Below are 16,052 nucleotides of genomic sequence, written 5' to 3'. Positions count from 1 at the left end.
CGCAATCATGCCGTATGCGGTATGGACTTCTGACGAAATCCACATCCCCAAGAATGCAGGCTCTCGTCCACGCGGGCGCTGTACGTGTTTTGCCAATCTTCACCTTATGAATATCGATGGACTACCTTGGTATTGCTGTCTCATCTTTGGACGCGTCGAAGCGTTCACGGCGAAATAGTGAAGCGTTAAGTTCAGCGCGGTTTTGCCGGCAGTCGGCGTCGTGCGGATCACGAGCGCATCGCTCGCAGGTACGTCGTTCGCTATACGGTTTTCTGACAGCGCGACGGTTTCGTCGGAACATCGTAAGCCCTTTTGCTCTCACTCGCTTGACATACGCCAGTCCTTAATTTCATGTGGAAACCAGTAATTTGAAGTACTAACGGTTTACACGGAATTAAAGTTTCCGATTGACGCCGTTATCCAGTAGTGATGCCGGGCAAAGGGTCATACATTATCTGGTAAGTCAAACGTTTGCGTTCTCCCTGTCGTGAACGGGCGAGAGGCGACTGAGCGGTGTGTTGGACGAGTGAACACGCGAACGCGCGTTCCGATTGACCGGGTGTTCGCGCGTCGTATGACGGGGGTGGTGCGCCCTTTTCAGGCGGCCTTGAGTGCAACGAAGTACATAACGCAAAAAAAGCTGGGAAACTCAACATGCGCAAAAACGTTAGGCATTCCGCATGGCGGGGTGCGGGCTTGTTGCTCCTTTTATGGGGGCTCTTCCTGCTCTCTGCGGTCCATGCGCGAGCGGCCGTAAAGCTGCCGTCGAGCAATCACATCCGGATCAATCTGGGTGCGACACCGTGGAGATACATCAAGGACGTCGACGATCCGAATTCAAGGTGTCCGACGGCGGGTGATTCGAGCGTCGGATGCGCGCCGTTCGACGACTCCAGCTGGCTGTCGATCGGCGTGCCGCAAACACCCGCCGACAACGACACCTTCATCAATATGGAATCGGGTGGCGGACAGGGGCAGTTGACGGGTAACATCAACTGGTACCGCAAGCACTTCAAGCTCGATCCGTCGTACGGACCTAACCAGTTGAATCGCAAAATCCTGGTTGAGTTCGAAGGCGCGCATACAGGTGTGCAGGTCTACATCAACGGTCACTTCATTCCCGGCAACAGTCAGGTGCAGGCGAACGCGCACGCGACGCACGTGATCGGCTTCATTCCGTTCATCATCGATATCACGCCATATGTGAATTTCACGGACGCGAACGGTCAGCCGGTCGACAACGTCCTCGCGGTTAAGGTTTCGCGCGGCGACGGCTTCTTCCAGTCACCGAGCTTCTCTGGCGCGTTCCGTTTTGGTCAGGACGATACGGGCTTGTTCCGGCCGGTGTGGATGCACATCACGGATCGCGTACATATTCCCGAGAACATCTACTCCGTGTTGAACACGTGGGGCACGTATGTGTCGACGGTTTCGGCGAACGACTCATCGGCGACGATCCGCGTGCAGACCAACGTGGCCAACGAATACTCAACGAACCAGCCGGTCACATTGACGACGCAGATCGTCGACGCATCCGGCAATATCGTCGCGACCGCGCAGGATTCGCAGACGATCCCCGCGAACAGCGCGGGACCGTTGACTCCGGCACTGTTCGACCAGGTGTTGACGGTCAGCAACCCGACGCTCTGGTATCCGAACAACAGCATCTACGGTCACCCGTACATGTACCGCGTGATTCACTCGGTCAGCATGAACGGAGTGGTGGTTGACACGAAGGAGAGCCCGCTCGGCATCCGGACCATCACGTGGGACAACAATTTCCCGATCATCAACGGTCATTCGCATTACCTGTGGGGGCGTCGGGCCGTTATGACTATCCGGCGCTCGGTTCCGCTGTGCCGCCGAACCTGCAATGGCAGGACCTGTATTTGCTCGCGCAGGCAGGTGGCAGTTCGTATCGCCCAGGCCATTCCAGTCAGGGCCGCGAGTGGCTCGACGCTGCCGATGAGTACGGGATCATGATGCTGCAGCCGAGCGGCGACGGCGAGAATGGCTTCGGCGCAGTTTGCTCGGGCGCAATCCAGCAAAACTGCGCGACGGCGGACAACCTGACGCTGAAGGAAGAACTGCATCGCGACATGATCGTCCACGACCGTAACCATCCATCGGTGCTCGCGTGGGAAGCGAACAACGGCAAGATGGATGAAGGCATCGCGAAGCAGATCAAGCAGATTTCGCGACAGTGGGACTTCAACAACACGCGCGCGCAGGCCGACCGTACGCCGGATCCGGCTAACGGCGACATCCTCGGCTGTAGCGGTCAGGGTTGCGATATCAACGTCAAGCGGACCTACCCGGGTTCGCCGGCTTACGGATCGGAATACTGGGGCGACGGTGTGGGACGCTGGAAGTACGACTTCGAAATCCAGTTCGCAGCCTCGTACATCCGCGACTGGGTGCATAGCGTGGCCGGCAAGTCGTTCGGAATCGCGCACTGGTATCTCGCGGATACGCCGGGTGAAATCAACACGCAGACGGACGGCACGCTGAACAGCGAAGTGCGTTCGAACGGTGCGTCGATGATGGACTGGAATCGATTTCCGCGTCTGCTCTACTACATGTACGAAGCCGTCTGGACGCCTTACCAGATCAAGCCGGTGGTCAAGCTGGCGAACACTTGGAACCGCACGGGTAACGTACGTGTAAATGCGTTCAGCAACTGCCCGACGGTGCAACTGCGCCTGAACGGCCAACTGGTCGGCGGCGCGCAGGTGCCGAATCCGGTCAACTCAGATCCGTCCGCGGACATCACGCAAAACACGGTGCTGCTACCGGGCCAGGTGCACTGGGACAATATCGCGTTCCAGCCGGGTACGCTTGTCGCAGAGTGTCTGGATGCGAACGGCCAGGTCGCTGCCACCAACTCGCTCATGACGGCTGGTCCGGCGGATCACCTGCTGCTGACCGTCGATCCGCAAGTGACCAAGCCGGACGGTGACCAGTTTCAGTTGACGGCGAACGGCACGGATGCGGCCACACTGACGGCGCAGGTCGTCGACGCGAACGGCATCCTCGTGCCGGACGCCGGTCAGACCCTGACGTTCAGCGTCAGCGGTCCGGGCACCTATCGGGGCGGGTCGGACCACTATGTGGTCGACAACCAGCCGCAGGGCTATCATGCGCCGGGCGATCCGAACCTGTCCGCGGAAGGCGGGATGGCGAAAGTCGCGGTCCGCACGCAGTTCACGACGGGCACCGTGACGGTGACGGTCACGTCGCCGAATCTCGGTAGCGCGTCGGCGTCGTTCAACGTGGTGCCGGCGGTCGACGCGCAGACGTTCGACGGCAACGGTACGGTCGTTGGCCAGCAGGATCAGACAGCGCCGCAGATCGTCACGCAACCGGGCGACCAGGTTGTGACGCTTGGCCAGACCGCCACGTTCGGCGTGTTGACGGCCGGCGCTACGCCGATCGCCTATCAGTGGTTCAAGAATGGTCAGCAGATCGCGGGCGCGAATAGCTATACCTACACGACGCCGACATTGCAACAGGGCGACAACGGTGCGACCTTCAGCGTGGTGGTCAGCAACGCGATCGGCAATGTCCCGTCGCGCAACGCTGTCGTCACACTGGTGCAACCGGCCGCGCCGCAGATCGTCACGCCGCCGCTCGCGAAGAACATCACCGCAGGTCAGAGCGTTGAGTTCACGGTGGTCGCATCGGGTTCGCCAGTGCTGTCTTATCAGTGGCTGAAGAACAACGTCGCGATCGACGGCGCCAATGCGCCGGTCTACGACACGCCGGTGATGTCGGTGACGGACAGCGGAGCGCAGTACAGCGTGATCATCAGCAACAGCGCGGGCTCTATTGCGACGACGCCGGTGACATTGACTGTCAACGTTGCAACGCCGCCGGTGATCGTCTCCGATCTTGCCGATCAGAGCGTGCCGTTTGGTCAAGCCGTGACGTTCAGCGTCAGCGTTACAGGTTCGAATCCGCTCAGCTATCAGTGGACCCACAACGGTCTGCCGGTCGGCGACAACTCGCCGAGCTTCCTGATCTCGCAGGCGCAAGCCAGCGATGCGGGCAGCTATGCGGTGGCGATTACTAATACCGCGAGCACGGTCAACAGCCGTACGGCCACGCTCAACGTCAGCGGTACCGACGCGTCCAATCTCGCACTCGGCGGCATTGCGAAGTCGAGCAGCGATCAGAACGGTGGTCTGAGCGCTGCTTATGCGATCGACGGCTCCGTCGGCACGCGTTGGTCGTCGGCGCCGCAGATCGATCCGTCGTGGCTCGAAGTCGACCTCGGCTCGGTGAAGACCTTCGACAAGGTCGTGCTGGTTTGGGAAAACGCGTACGCGACGCAGTACGACATTCAGGTGTCGAACGACGAGAAAACCTGGACGACCGTGTTTCCGAACGGACAACCGGATGGAGCGGGCAATACGACGAGCCCGGTCGACGGCGCAGGCGGCACCGAGACGCGCTTCTTCCAGAGCACGTCGGCCCGCTACATCCGCATGCTGGGTCTGAAGCGCGCGACGCAGTACGGCTACTCGCTGTTCGAGTTCCAGGTGCTCGACGCACCGCAGTGCGGCGCCGACACTGAGCGCTACACGCCGATTGCCGCGCAGCCGGGTATCTGGCAGTCGACGATTCCGGGCTTGCCGAACGGTCCGTTCATCCCGACCGTGAAGGACAACGTGAGCGGCCTCACGTGGCAGCAGACCTACACGACGTTCGCGGCAGACGGTGCGCAGTTCACGCAGCAGATCGCGAGCCAGTATTGCCAATCGATTGGCATGCGAGTTCCGACGTTGTACGAAGCGCTGACGGTGGCACGCGCGAACTATTCGTCGTGCGCTTTCCCGTCGCCGTGGCGGACCTGGACGACCACACCGGTTCCGAACCTCGCGAACAACGCGTGGCTCGTCGATTCGTCGGGCAAGTCGTGGCCTGGCATCATCAACAACACTCCGGCCTGGGTAATGTGTGTGTCCGGCCCGACGGTCCCGGCTCCGGTGATCTCCGCATCGCCGGCAAGCTCGACGGCGAGCGAAGGCCAAAGCGTGACGTTCACGGTCGCTGTCACTGGCACCGGTCCGTTCAACTTTGAGTGGAAGCGCAACGGCCAAATCGTCGCGATCACGACGATTCCTTCGTACACGACGCCGGCCCTCACGGTCGCGGGCGATAACGGTGCGATCTACACGGTCGACGTCACCAACGCAGGCGGCACGAGCACGAGCGATCCAGCGACTCTGACCGTGATCCCGGCTACCGCGGGTACAGGCGGTGGGACTGGTGGTACCGGTGGCAACACCGGAGGCGGCACGACTCCGCCGGCGCAAACCCCGAGCGCGAACCTTGCGCTCGGCAAGCCGACAACGTCGAGCGGAAACGAGAACGACGGCTACGGCCCTGCCAATGCAACGGACGGCAGCACCAATTCGCGCTGGTCGTCGGCGTTCGCCGACCCGCAGTGGATCGAGGTCGATCTGGGCTCGGTCCAGACGGTCGATCGAGTTGTGCTGCGCTGGGAGAATTCGTACGGTGTGGATTACAAGATCCAGACCTCGACGGATAACACGACCTGGAGCGACCCAGTAGTGAAGACTGGCGACACGGGCGGCACTGAGGATCTGCGTTTCGGCTCGCCGGTCCAGGCTCGCTACGTTCGCATGCTCGGGACAAAGCGTGCGACGCAGTACGGCTACTCGTTGTTCGAGTTCGAGGTGTACAACACCGCGAACACGCCGCAGTTCCCGATCACGGCGACGTCGACGGGCAGCGGCGCGCTCTCGCCGGTAGGCAATACCTCGGTGTACCAGGGCGGCATGCAGACGTACCAGTTCGTTGCGGCTGCGGGCTCCGCGGTGACGGGCGTGACGGTCGACGGGCAGGATATTGGCATCGTCAACCAATACACGTTCGACAACGTGTTGGCCGCGCATACGATCAACGTCGTGTTCAACTCAGCTTCGGCCGCGGTGAACCTGGCGCTCGGTGCAACGGCAACGGCCAGCGGTCTTGAGAACGACGGCTATCCGGCGTCGAACGCGATCGACGGCGACGTCACCACGCGCTGGTCGTCGAATTTTGCCGATGATGCGTGGATCACGATCGACCTCGGCAAAGAGACCACGTTCAATCGCGTGGTGCTCAACTGGGAGAACGCGTACGGCAAGCAGTACCAGATTCAAACTTCGCACGACAACGTCGACTGGACGAATGTCGCCTACAACCAGACCGACGGCAAGGGCGGTGTCGAGGACCTGCCGCTCACCAACACGACCGCACGCTACATCCGTCTACAAGGCGTGTTGCGCGCGACCGGCTACGGTTACTCGCTGTTCGAGTTCGCGGTTTATAACGACCCGGTACCGACAGCGACGGCAACAGGCAGCGGTACGGGCACCGGTAGCGGCACCTAGCCTTCGTAACCGAGCAGTCAGATTGTGCAGCAACCGGCCGCGCAGACGGTGCCGGTCGGCCAAAACGGTCACATCGCGATGGTGATCTCGGGTATGGGGGCGTACACGTAGCAGTGGCAACCCGGCGGTCAGTCGATCGCCGGAGCGACGAGCACGCCCGCTTTTGGCACGACCACGGCATCGTCGGTCTTGTTTACGGCTACTTGTTCGACGACGTGAATAACCAGAGCTCGACGGTGCAGGTGCCGGTTCCGGAGCACATCGTGCTTGGCATCGGTTACTGATGCCGCGGCACCGATGTCGTCACAGTACGTGCGATGTAATCAGGGCGCCCGCAGTACGGGCCCCCTTAATTTTTTCAGATGAGTGATTGATGAGTAACGTGACGGCTGTCCGATTCATGGGCAAGCGCAATGAGCGGCTCGTGCCGCGGTCCCACGTGAAGGGTTTCACGCTGCTCGAATTGCTGGTGGTGCTCGTCATCATCGGGATGCTGGCGGCGATCGTCGGGCCGCGTTATTTCGCGCAACTGGGCAAGTCGCAGGTGACGGTGGCCCGCGCGCAGATCGACGTGCTGAGCAAGGCGATCGACAATTTCCGGCTCGACGTCGGCCGGTTTCCGACGGCCGAGGAGGGGCTTCAGTCGCTGGTGGTGCGGCCCGCCAGCGCGGACAAGTGGAACGGTCCGTATCTGAAGAAGGAAATTCCGCTCGATCCGTGGGGGCATCCGTACGTCTACCAGGTGCCCGGCACAAAGGGCGACTACGCGGTGATTTCGTACGGTCGCGACGGGCAACCGGGCGGCACGGGCGAGGATGCAGACATCAGCAGCGAATGAAGTATCAAGGGTCCGCCGCCGGCGGACTCTGTATGGCAATGCGCCCACGACGGACGCACCGCCATGCAGAAGGCAGCACCCGACCCAAGGTAACGCGGCAACATGCAATTTGAAGTGAGAGCGCTTTCGCCGGAGAACCGGATCATCACCTTCGTCGTCGACGCCCAGGACGTGGCCGGCGCACGTGCCCACACCGAGGCGCGCGGCCTTCACGTGACCCGTGTGGCGCCAGTGCGTGCGCTGCGCCGGCCAGCCGGCTCGCGCGGCAGGATCTCGCTGGTGCTGTTCAGCCAGGAACTGCTCGCGCTGCTAAAGGCGGGTCTGTCGATCGTCGAAGGGCTCGAAGCTCTGCTCGAGCGTGAGGGCGGCGCACGACTAGGCGGCGTACTCGGGCGCCTGCTTGCCGGTTTGCGTGAGGGTAAGCGTTTCTCGAGCCTGCTCGGCGAGCAGCCTGATGTGTTTCCGCCACTCTACGTGGGCATCGTGCGTGCGGCCGAAGGCACGAGCGACCTGCCGCGCGCACTCCAACGGTATGTCGATTACCAGGAGCGGATCGACACGGTGCGCAACAAGCTCGTTAGTTCGGCGATTTATCCGTGCATCCTGCTGGTGGTTGGCGGTGGCGTGTCGGCGTTCCTGATCACGTACGTGGTGCCGCGCTTCGCGACCATCTACGAAGACACCGGCCGCGCGTTGCCGTGGATGTCCCAAATGTTGCTCGACTGGGGCAAGTTCGCGGCGGCCCATGGTTTGCCGTTGCTTCTCGCCGGGCTAGGCGCTGCGTCCGTGCTGTTCATGGGTGCGCGCGCGGCGATTGCGCGGGTCGGCCTGGTCAGCCTGCTCGGGCGGATGCCGCTGCTCGGTACGCATATGCGGATTTATCAACTATCCAGACTATATCTGACGCTCGGGATGCTGCTCGAAGGCGGCATTCCGATCGTCGCAGCGATGGAGACGGCCTGCGGCACGGTTGCGCCTGCAATGCGCGACGGGCTGCTGAAGGCGCGCGCATCAGTCACGTCGGGCGAGCCGCTTTCCGCCGCGTTTCTGACACAGAAGCTGACCACACCGATTTCGCTGCGGATGCTGCGGGTCGGCGAACGCTCTGGTGAACTCGGCGCAATGCTGAACCAGTCGGCCGCGTTCTATGACGGCGAAATCAGCCGCTGGATCGACCGCTTCACGCGGATGTTCGAGCCCCTGCTGATGGCGGCGATCGGCGTCGTGGTTGGCACAATCGTCGTTCTGCTCTATATGCCCATTTTCGATCTCGCGGGGAGCCTCTCATGACCGTGCTGGATATGCACGCTCCTGCGCCCGCGCCCGCGCCCGTGCTCACGCCTCTGTTCGACGCGGATCTGCTGTTTCGCGCTCGCGCGACCGCAGCCGCCACGCAGCGTCATCTCATCGAGGAGTTGCATGTGCTGACGGGCGCAGAGCCGTTCGAACTCCTGTGCGCGCTGGCGACGCAGCTCGCAATGCCGGTGATCGAGACGGCAGGGATGCTCGCGCTCGCGCCGGCGTTCGACCGCGTGCCGCTGCCGCGTGCGATGCAGCGTCGTTGCGCATTGCTGCGCGACGCGGACGCCACGCTTGTCGGCGTCGTCACAAACCCGTTCGACCTCGACTTGCAGATCTGGCTCACGACGCGGGCCGGCGCGGCCGTCGAAATACGGCTTGCGCTACACGGCGATCTGCTGGCTTATCACACTCGTATGGAGGAAACGACTCGCGCGGTCGACAGCCTCGTATCCGTCGACGACGGCACGCACGTGGACGGACGCACCGCGCAGGTGCTGTCATTCCAGACCGTCAACGAAGCGGCGAGCCCGGCCGTCAAGCTCGTGAACTCGACGCTTTATGATGCGCTGAAGGCCGGCGCATCCGACATTCATCTGGAAAGCACGTCGACCGGACTTGCGCTGAAGTATCGCGTTGACGGCGTGCTCGACGCGGCTGCGACGATCCAGGGCGTCGAGACGGCCGAGCAGGTGATCTCACGGCTCAAGGTGCTTGCGGAACTCGACATTGCGGAGCGGCGCGTGCCACAGGACGGTAGCTTCCGCGTCGCGGCAGGCGGCCGCGATATCGACCTGCGCGTGTCGATCATGCCGAGCATTCATGGCGAGGACGCGGTGATCCGGATTCTCGACAAGCGCGCGATGATCGAGGCCTACGGCTCGCTGACCCTTGAGGCGCTTGGCTACGACAGCGAATCGTTGGTTGCACTGCGCGCGCTGGCCGAGGAGCCATACGGGATGCTGCTCGTGACCGGCCCGACCGGTTCCGGCAAAACCACCACGCTGTACGCTGCGTTGACCGAAATCCACAACGGGCGTGACAAGATCATCACGATCGAAGATCCGGTCGAGTATCAGTTGCCCGGCATTCTGCAGATTCCCGTCAATGAGAAAAAAGGGCTGACCTTTGCGCGCGGGCTGCGCTCAATCCTGCGGCACGATCCAGACAAGATTATGGTGGGCGAGATTCGAGACCGTGAGACTGCTGAGATTGCAGTGCAATCCGCGTTGACCGGGCACCTTGTGTTGACAACCGTGCACGCGAACAACGTGTTTGACGTGTTCGGCCGCTTCGGTCATATGGGCATCGATCCGTATGCGTTCGTGTCTGCGTTGAACGGGATCTGGGCGCAGCGTCTGCTGCGTGTGAACTGTCCGCGTTGCTCGGCGCCATATGTGCCGACCGACTCCGAGCTTGCGCGTTTGGGCCTGACGCGAGCGGACGTCGCCGGTTACGCGTTCCGCCAGGGCAGTGGTTGCGGTGACTGTCGCGGGACCGGCTATCGCGGCCGTCGCGCGATCGCCGAAATCTTGATTCTCGACGACGAAATTCGCGATCTTGTCGTCGAGAAGCAGCCGATCCGCGTGATCAAGGATGTCGCACGCCGCAACGGCACACGGCAGTTACGCGAGGTCGCGCTCGGTCTCGTGAAGCTCGGCGAGACGACGTTGACCGAAGTGAAGCGGGTGACTCTCAATGCTTGATCGCTGGTTGAAACGGTTTGCGCGGGGTGGCTACTGCCGGCTGGCGCTGTCACGCGACGCGCTGACGGTGCGGCGCACCGGTGCATCGCGCAAAGTGCCGGTTCTATTCGTCGAACGATCGCTGCCGGCCGGCGCTGATGCGTCGACGGAGACGCTCGCGGCATGGATCGGCGCCGCGCTTGACGAGTCGGGCGGCAGCGGCTTGCCGGTACATGTGACGTTCGCCAACGAACTGGTCCGCTACTTTATCGTCACGCCAGCCGACAACAGCGTGCGGATTCAAGACTTACGCGCGGCTGCAGGCGTGCGCTTCCTGACGCTCTTCGGGGAAGATCCAGCCGATTGGCAATTCGGCGCTGACTGGCAAGCCGCCGAACCGTTCCTTGCATGCGCTGTGTCGCGTCGCTGGTTGGATGCGTTGCAGCAGGCTGTTTCGGCCGGGCGCGGTTGTGTCGTATCTGCGCTGCCCGAATTCGTCGCCGCATGGAACCTCTCGTGCCGTGAGCTCGGCGCCGACACCTGGCTCGCGACGTGCGACGAACACTCGCTGACGCTGGGTCTGATCACGGTCGAGCCACGTCCAAGAGTCGCGGCGGTCCGCACGCTCGCGCTGCCTGATCCCATGCCGTCCATTGCTTGGTTGCGTGCGCAGGTAGTGCGAGCGGCGCTGCTCGATAATCTGCCGCCGCCGTCGACGTTACTGCTGCACGGCCTTCGCCGCGACGCGTGGCTACCGGGCGCTATCGATTTTGTCGACGCGGCCATGACCGTGCGCTGGAGCAAATCCGCCGATTGCGCGGCGCCCGGCGCAAACAATGCCGCTGCTGAGCTGGCCACACCGTTGGCGTGGAGCGGCAGCACGCAATGAGAAGCCTGCCCATCGATCTCGCACCGTTCAGCATGCGGCGCGAGTGGTACCGGATTCGTTCGTCCGTGCGCGTGCTCGCGCTGGTCGGCGTACTACTGTGCGGCGTTGGTGCATATCGGGCGCAGACGCTGCTTGTGCATTTGCATGCGCTCGAGCGCGAATCCACACGGATCGTCGATCGCAACGAGCGGGCCACGCATGCGTCGCAGCGTGTACATAGTGAGCCGGTCGACCTGAAACAGGCTGCGGCCGTCAATCTCGCTGTCGCGCGACTGAACCTGCCGTGGGACAACCTGCTCGACGCAATCGAGGCCGCGACACCGACGCAGATCGCGCTGATGTCGATCACGCCGGAACCCGGCCGCGCGCTGATTCGCATCGAGGCCGAGTGCACGGGCAGCAAGGACATGCTCGATTACCTCGGCTCGCTTGGACGGCAGCCTATGCTGGGACGCGTCACGCTGACCCGTCACGAACTCGTGAAAGACGGCATGGACAGCGTGCTTCGGTTTCAGGTCGAAGTTCAGTGGCGGGGGACGGTATCGTGACGATGCAGTCCGTTATCCGAAGCTTGCTGCGACTTCGTCTCGCGCTTTGGGGGTTCGCCGTCGGCACGCTACTGGCGGCGGCATTACTTGTCGCCGCTGCGGTGTTGTGGCTTGGTGTGCTGCCCGGCATATCGACGCGCGTCGTTGACGAAATTCGCTCGGTCAGTCGGTTGCGCGCACTGCCGTTGCCAAAGCCAGTCGTGCCAGCGCCCGTCTTGGCTGCAGGCCGGCTCGCGGATTTTTATGCCGGACTCGGCGATTCTGCGCATACCGGCGAGATCGTGATGCGACTGTTCGACGCGGCGACCGCTGCCGGCATCACGCTCGACAAGGCCGAGTACAAGCCGGGACGCGATGCGGCCGGCCGCTTCGACACTTACACGATTGTAGTGCCCGTCAAGGGCGATTATGCGCGCTTGCGACAGTTCAGCGAGAAGGTGCTGGTGACCGTGCCGTACGCGGCTCTCGACGACATGCGCTTCAAGCGCAATTCCGCGAATGATCCAGGCGTCGAAGCGAATCTGCGGTTCACGGCGTTTCTGCGGCCGGTGGCGATTGCGCCCGTGAGTGCGGCGGAGTTGGCGGCTGCGGCGGTGTCGACCGCCGCGGATCCCGCCTCTGACGCTTCGGGGAGCGTGGCCCCTGCTGCCTCGAGAGCTTTTGGGGCCGCGACCGTTGCGTCGGGGCTGTCTGTGGTCTCATCTGCAATTCCCGGCTCGGCGCCAACGGCCGTGACGTCGAAAAAGCCCACCGCATCGCAAGGACTCGCGCGATGAAACGTCAGCACATCGTGATGGCCGTGCTATTCCTCTCCTGCGCACTGGTGCTTGCATTCATGAGCCAATCGCAGGATGACGCGATTGTCGAGGCCGCGCCGCACGCGCCCGCCGCGCATTCGACGTCTGCATCGACCACGGCGCGAGCCACACGCGCCACGACTGGCGTCGTCGCGATCGCATCGGTCCGCGTTCGAGAGGGCCGCTCGGGTTCCGGCGCACATCCGTTGTTCAACACGCTGCTGCTCGCGCCGCCGCTGCCGTCCGCTGCCCCTGCGCAGGCCGACGTGCCGCCGCTGCCGAGCACGCCGCCGATGCCCTTCACCTACATCGGCAAGCAACAGTCGGCCGGGCACTGGGAGGTCTATCTCGCACGCGGCGACGACACGCTGATCGTGCACGACCAGATGGTAGTCGACGGCGATTACCGGGTCGATTCGATCGCCCCGCCAAACATGACTCTCGTCTATCTGCCTCTGAAACTTGTGCAGACGCTGGATATCGGCAATGCCGACTGATCCGCGGGTTACCAGGAATGAACCGTTGCCCAATCCACTCCCGATTCGAACCCGAAAATACACCACGAGCGCCATCGCTATACGCCATCTGCGACGCGGCGTGCTGCTCGCTGCGCTGACGGTCCCGCTGGCTGCGTGCGTGGACCCACAGTCCTATCGCGACGGCCAGAAGCTTCTCGCTGCTGGTCAGGTCGATCAGGGCGTCGCCAAGCTGAAAGACGCTTCAATGCGGGAGCCGGAGGACGCGAAGTACCGCGAGGTCTGGCTTGCGGAGCGCGAAAAGCAAATCAACGATCTGATGGATCGGGGTGACCAGCTTGCCGCAAGCAGTGCTCGCGATGCAGCGCGAGCAGCGTATCAGCACGTGCTCGCGATCAGCCCCGGCAACGAACGCGCGATGGCTGGGCTCGTCGCACTCGACACCGACGCGCGGCTCAATATCATGCTGAGCCGCGCCGAGGCGCTTTTCGTGCGGCACCAGCCCGACGATGCGCGGCATTTGCTCGACGCCGTGCTGACCGAAGCACCGACCAACCGACGCGCGCTCGAACTGCAGCGCAAGCTCGCTGCCGAGACGGGTTCCGCACGCGTCGAGGCTGCGCTTGCCGCCGCATACCGCAAACCGATCCGCATCGATTTCCGCGACGCGCCGCTTAAGCGGATCTTCGACGTGATCTCACGTTCGTCGGGGATGAACTTTCTGTTCGACCGCGACGTGAAGACCGATCAGCGCACCACGATCTTCCTGAAAAACAGCACGATCGACGCGACCGTTCGCTACGTGCTCGCGACCAACCAGCTCGCGCAGCAGGTACTCGACGAGAACACGGTGCTGATCTTCCCGAACACTGCGCCGAAGGTGAAGGACTACCAGGAGCTCGCGGTCCGCACATTCTTCCTGTCGAACACCGACGCGAAGACGATCGCGAACACGTTGAAGACGATACTGAAGATCCAGAACGTCGTCGCGGATGAGAAGCTCAACGTGGTGATCGTGCGCGACACGCCCGACGCAATCCGGATGGCCGAGCGGCTCGTGTCACTCGAGGACGTGCCGGAACCGGAGGTGATGCTCGAAGTGGAAGTGCTCGAGGTGCAGCGCAACCATGAGCTTAATCTCGGCATTGCGTGGCCGGGTTCGGTCAATATAACGCCGCTTCCGCTCGGTAGCGTGATCGCGCCTGTGACGGGCCAGCCCGCCACCAACGCAGGCGTTTCTTCGACGTATCCATACGGCTATGGCGGAACCGGCATGTCCAGTGGCAACGGCTCGACGCCGGCGTTGACGCTGCACGATCTTCTACACCAGACTGTGCGCACAATCGGTCTGTCGTCATTGCAGGCGACCGCCAATGCGAACGTGCAGGATTCCGATGTCAAGCTGCTGACCAATCCGCGAATTCGCGTACGCAATCATGAGAAGGCGAAGATCCTGATCGGCGAGCGTGTGCCGAATATCACTTCTACGGCAACTTCAACCGGCTTCCTGTCGCAATCGGTCAACTATCTCGACATCGGCCTGACGCTTAACGTCGAGCCGACTGTCTACCTCGACGACACGGTCGGCATCAAGCTCGCGCTGGAAGTCAGCAGCCTCGGCAACGCGGTGACGACCACTACCGGGACGGCCGCGTACCAGATCGGCACGCGTTCAGCCAGCACGGTGCTCCAACTGAAGAACGGAGAGACCGATGTGCTCGCCGGCTTGATCGACAACGAGGAGCGCGTGTCGGGCAACAAGCTGCCCGGCATCGGCCAGTTGCCTATCCTCGACCACCTGTTCGGCGCAACCGATTCCCAGGCGAAAAACACCGAGATCGTGCTCGCGATCACTCCGCATCTGGTGCGTAACGTCCGCCGACCCGATGCGAATCTTGCGTACTTCACGTCAGGCACCGAGACCAACATGCGCAGCATGATCCAGTCGAACGGGCTCGTGTTGCCGGCCGCGTCGTCAAACTCTCCGGGGGCGGCGTCGGGTGGCAGCGGCGATGCGACGCGTTTCGGGGCGGGCGGACAGCCGAACAACGTGAACGGTGCCTCGGGTGCGGGCGTAGGAGGGAGCGCTTATAACGGCTCCGGCACCGGTGCGTATAACGGCGGCGATGGTCTGTTCGCACCAGGCGCCGCGCCCGTGGCCGGTACCGCGCAGATGACGATCGAGGGGCCGCCGCAGGCCAAGACCGGCGACTCGGTCACCGTGTCGCTGTCGATGTCGGCCGATCAACCGGTCGCGAGCGCATCGTCGATCGTCAGTTTCGACGCGACGAAACTACAGTTTGTCGGCGTGACGGAAGGCGACTTCCTGAAAGAGGGCGGCGCGCCGACCTCGTTTTCGAGCCGGGTGAGTCCTGGCCAGGTGCAGTTGTCCGATTCGGTGCAGGGCGGGATGGGCGCCGCGTCGAGGGGGACTTACGCGGTGCTGAGCTTCCGCGCGCTGGCGGCGGTCTCGCAGACCTCGGTCAAGATCACCCCTGGATCCGTGGTCGGCTTGACCGGCACGCCGATCACGCTCGCGCCGCCATCCGCGTACACGTTCACGATCATCGCGACGCCATGATGCGTGCTCCAATAACTCGTACTGCCGACGCGGCTCGCGCGTTTCGTCCGAATCGCTTCGGCCGTCGTGCTCTGGGCGGTTTCACGCTGGTCGAACTCCTCGTTACGCTCGCGATCCTCGGGGTGCTCGCGAGCATGACGGTACCGGTCGCGCAAGTGATGCGGCAGCGCGAGCGCGAGCAGGAGTTGCGAGACGCGTTGCATCAGATCCGTGGCGCGATCGATGCGTATAAGGCGGCTGCGAAAGACGGCCGCGTGCCTGTGGATAGAGGCGTCTCTGGATACCCGCCGAAGCTGAACGTGCTCGTCGACGGTGTGAAGGATCAGAGCGATCCGAAGGGCGCGAAGATCTATTTTCTGCGCCGTTTGCCGCGCGATCCGATGAGCAACGATCCTCAACTCGACGCCGTGGACACTTGGCGCAAGCGCGCGTATGCGAGCGAGCCCGACGATCCGCAGGAAGGCGACGACGTGTACGACGTCTACTCGATGTCGAAAGGCGTCGGCCTGAACGGCATTCCCTACCGGAACTGGTGACG

The 16,052-nt window shown here is 62.9% G+C and carries 11 protein-coding genes; all 11 read left to right on the top strand.

Translation table 11 applies throughout. The features are described 5' to 3' along the window. Positions 1-654: 654 nt before the first annotated feature. The 11 genes from H1204_RS51765 (at position 655) to H1204_RS35085 (ending at position 16,050) form a co-directional block, all read left to right on the top strand. Positions 655-1,983, top strand: coding sequence for a hypothetical protein (locus H1204_RS51765; protein ID WP_243468965.1), 1,329 nt, complete (start codon positions 655-657; stop codon positions 1,981-1,983). Then, positions 1,890-6,401, top strand: coding sequence for a discoidin domain-containing protein (locus H1204_RS35135; RefSeq protein WP_243468990.1), 4,512 nt, complete (start codon positions 1,890-1,892; stop codon positions 6,399-6,401). The genes H1204_RS51765 and H1204_RS35135 overlap by 94 nt, the downstream gene beginning before the upstream one ends. Before the next feature lie 400 nt (positions 6,402-6,801). Next, positions 6,802-7,239 carry a type II secretion system major pseudopilin GspG gene (gene gspG, locus H1204_RS35125; protein ID WP_180735140.1) on the top strand — a complete coding sequence of 146 codons (438 nt, stop codon included), beginning with the start codon at positions 6,802-6,804 and terminating at the stop codon, positions 7,237-7,239. 102 nt (positions 7,240-7,341) lie between these two features. Continuing rightward, the gene (locus tag H1204_RS35120; RefSeq protein ID WP_180735077.1) at positions 7,342-8,529 is read left to right on the top strand and encodes a type II secretion system F family protein; all 1,188 of its coding nucleotides are present in this window, start codon (positions 7,342-7,344) and stop codon (positions 8,527-8,529) included. Further along, a complete protein-coding gene (locus H1204_RS35115; RefSeq protein ID WP_243468964.1) occupies positions 8,526-10,244 on the top strand; it encodes a GspE/PulE family protein in 1,719 nt (572 codons plus the stop codon). Before H1204_RS35120 ends, H1204_RS35115 begins: the two co-directional genes overlap by 4 nt. Further along, a complete protein-coding gene (locus H1204_RS35110) occupies positions 10,237-11,112 on the top strand; it encodes a hypothetical protein (RefSeq protein ID WP_180735076.1) in 876 nt (291 codons plus the stop codon). The genes H1204_RS35115 and H1204_RS35110 overlap by 8 nt, the downstream gene beginning before the upstream one ends. Beyond that, positions 11,109-11,660, top strand: a complete 552-nt coding sequence (locus H1204_RS35105; protein ID WP_180735075.1) for a pilus assembly protein — start codon at positions 11,109-11,111, stop codon at positions 11,658-11,660. The genes H1204_RS35110 and H1204_RS35105 overlap by 4 nt, the downstream gene beginning before the upstream one ends. Continuing rightward, positions 11,657-12,436, top strand: coding sequence for a hypothetical protein (locus H1204_RS35100; RefSeq protein WP_180735074.1), 780 nt, complete (start codon positions 11,657-11,659; stop codon positions 12,434-12,436). Before H1204_RS35105 ends, H1204_RS35100 begins: the two co-directional genes overlap by 4 nt. Next, positions 12,433-12,954, top strand: a complete 522-nt coding sequence (locus H1204_RS35095; RefSeq protein ID WP_180735073.1) for a hypothetical protein — start codon at positions 12,433-12,435, stop codon at positions 12,952-12,954. Before H1204_RS35100 ends, H1204_RS35095 begins: the two co-directional genes overlap by 4 nt. Before the next feature lie 25 nt (positions 12,955-12,979). After that, positions 12,980-15,514, top strand: a complete 2,535-nt coding sequence (locus H1204_RS35090) for a secretin N-terminal domain-containing protein (protein ID WP_243468963.1) — start codon at positions 12,980-12,982, stop codon at positions 15,512-15,514. After that, entirely contained in the window at positions 15,511-16,050 is a 540-nt protein-coding gene (locus H1204_RS35085) for a type II secretion system protein (RefSeq protein WP_243468962.1), read from the top strand. Before H1204_RS35090 ends, H1204_RS35085 begins: the two co-directional genes overlap by 4 nt. The last annotated feature ends 2 nt before the right edge of the window (positions 16,051-16,052 follow it).

Origin of the sequence: Paraburkholderia sp. PGU19 (assembly GCF_013426915.1) — a bacterium.
Classification (GTDB): Bacteria; Pseudomonadota; Gammaproteobacteria; order Burkholderiales; family Burkholderiaceae; genus Paraburkholderia.
This window is presented reverse-complemented; position numbering and strand designations above follow the sequence as displayed.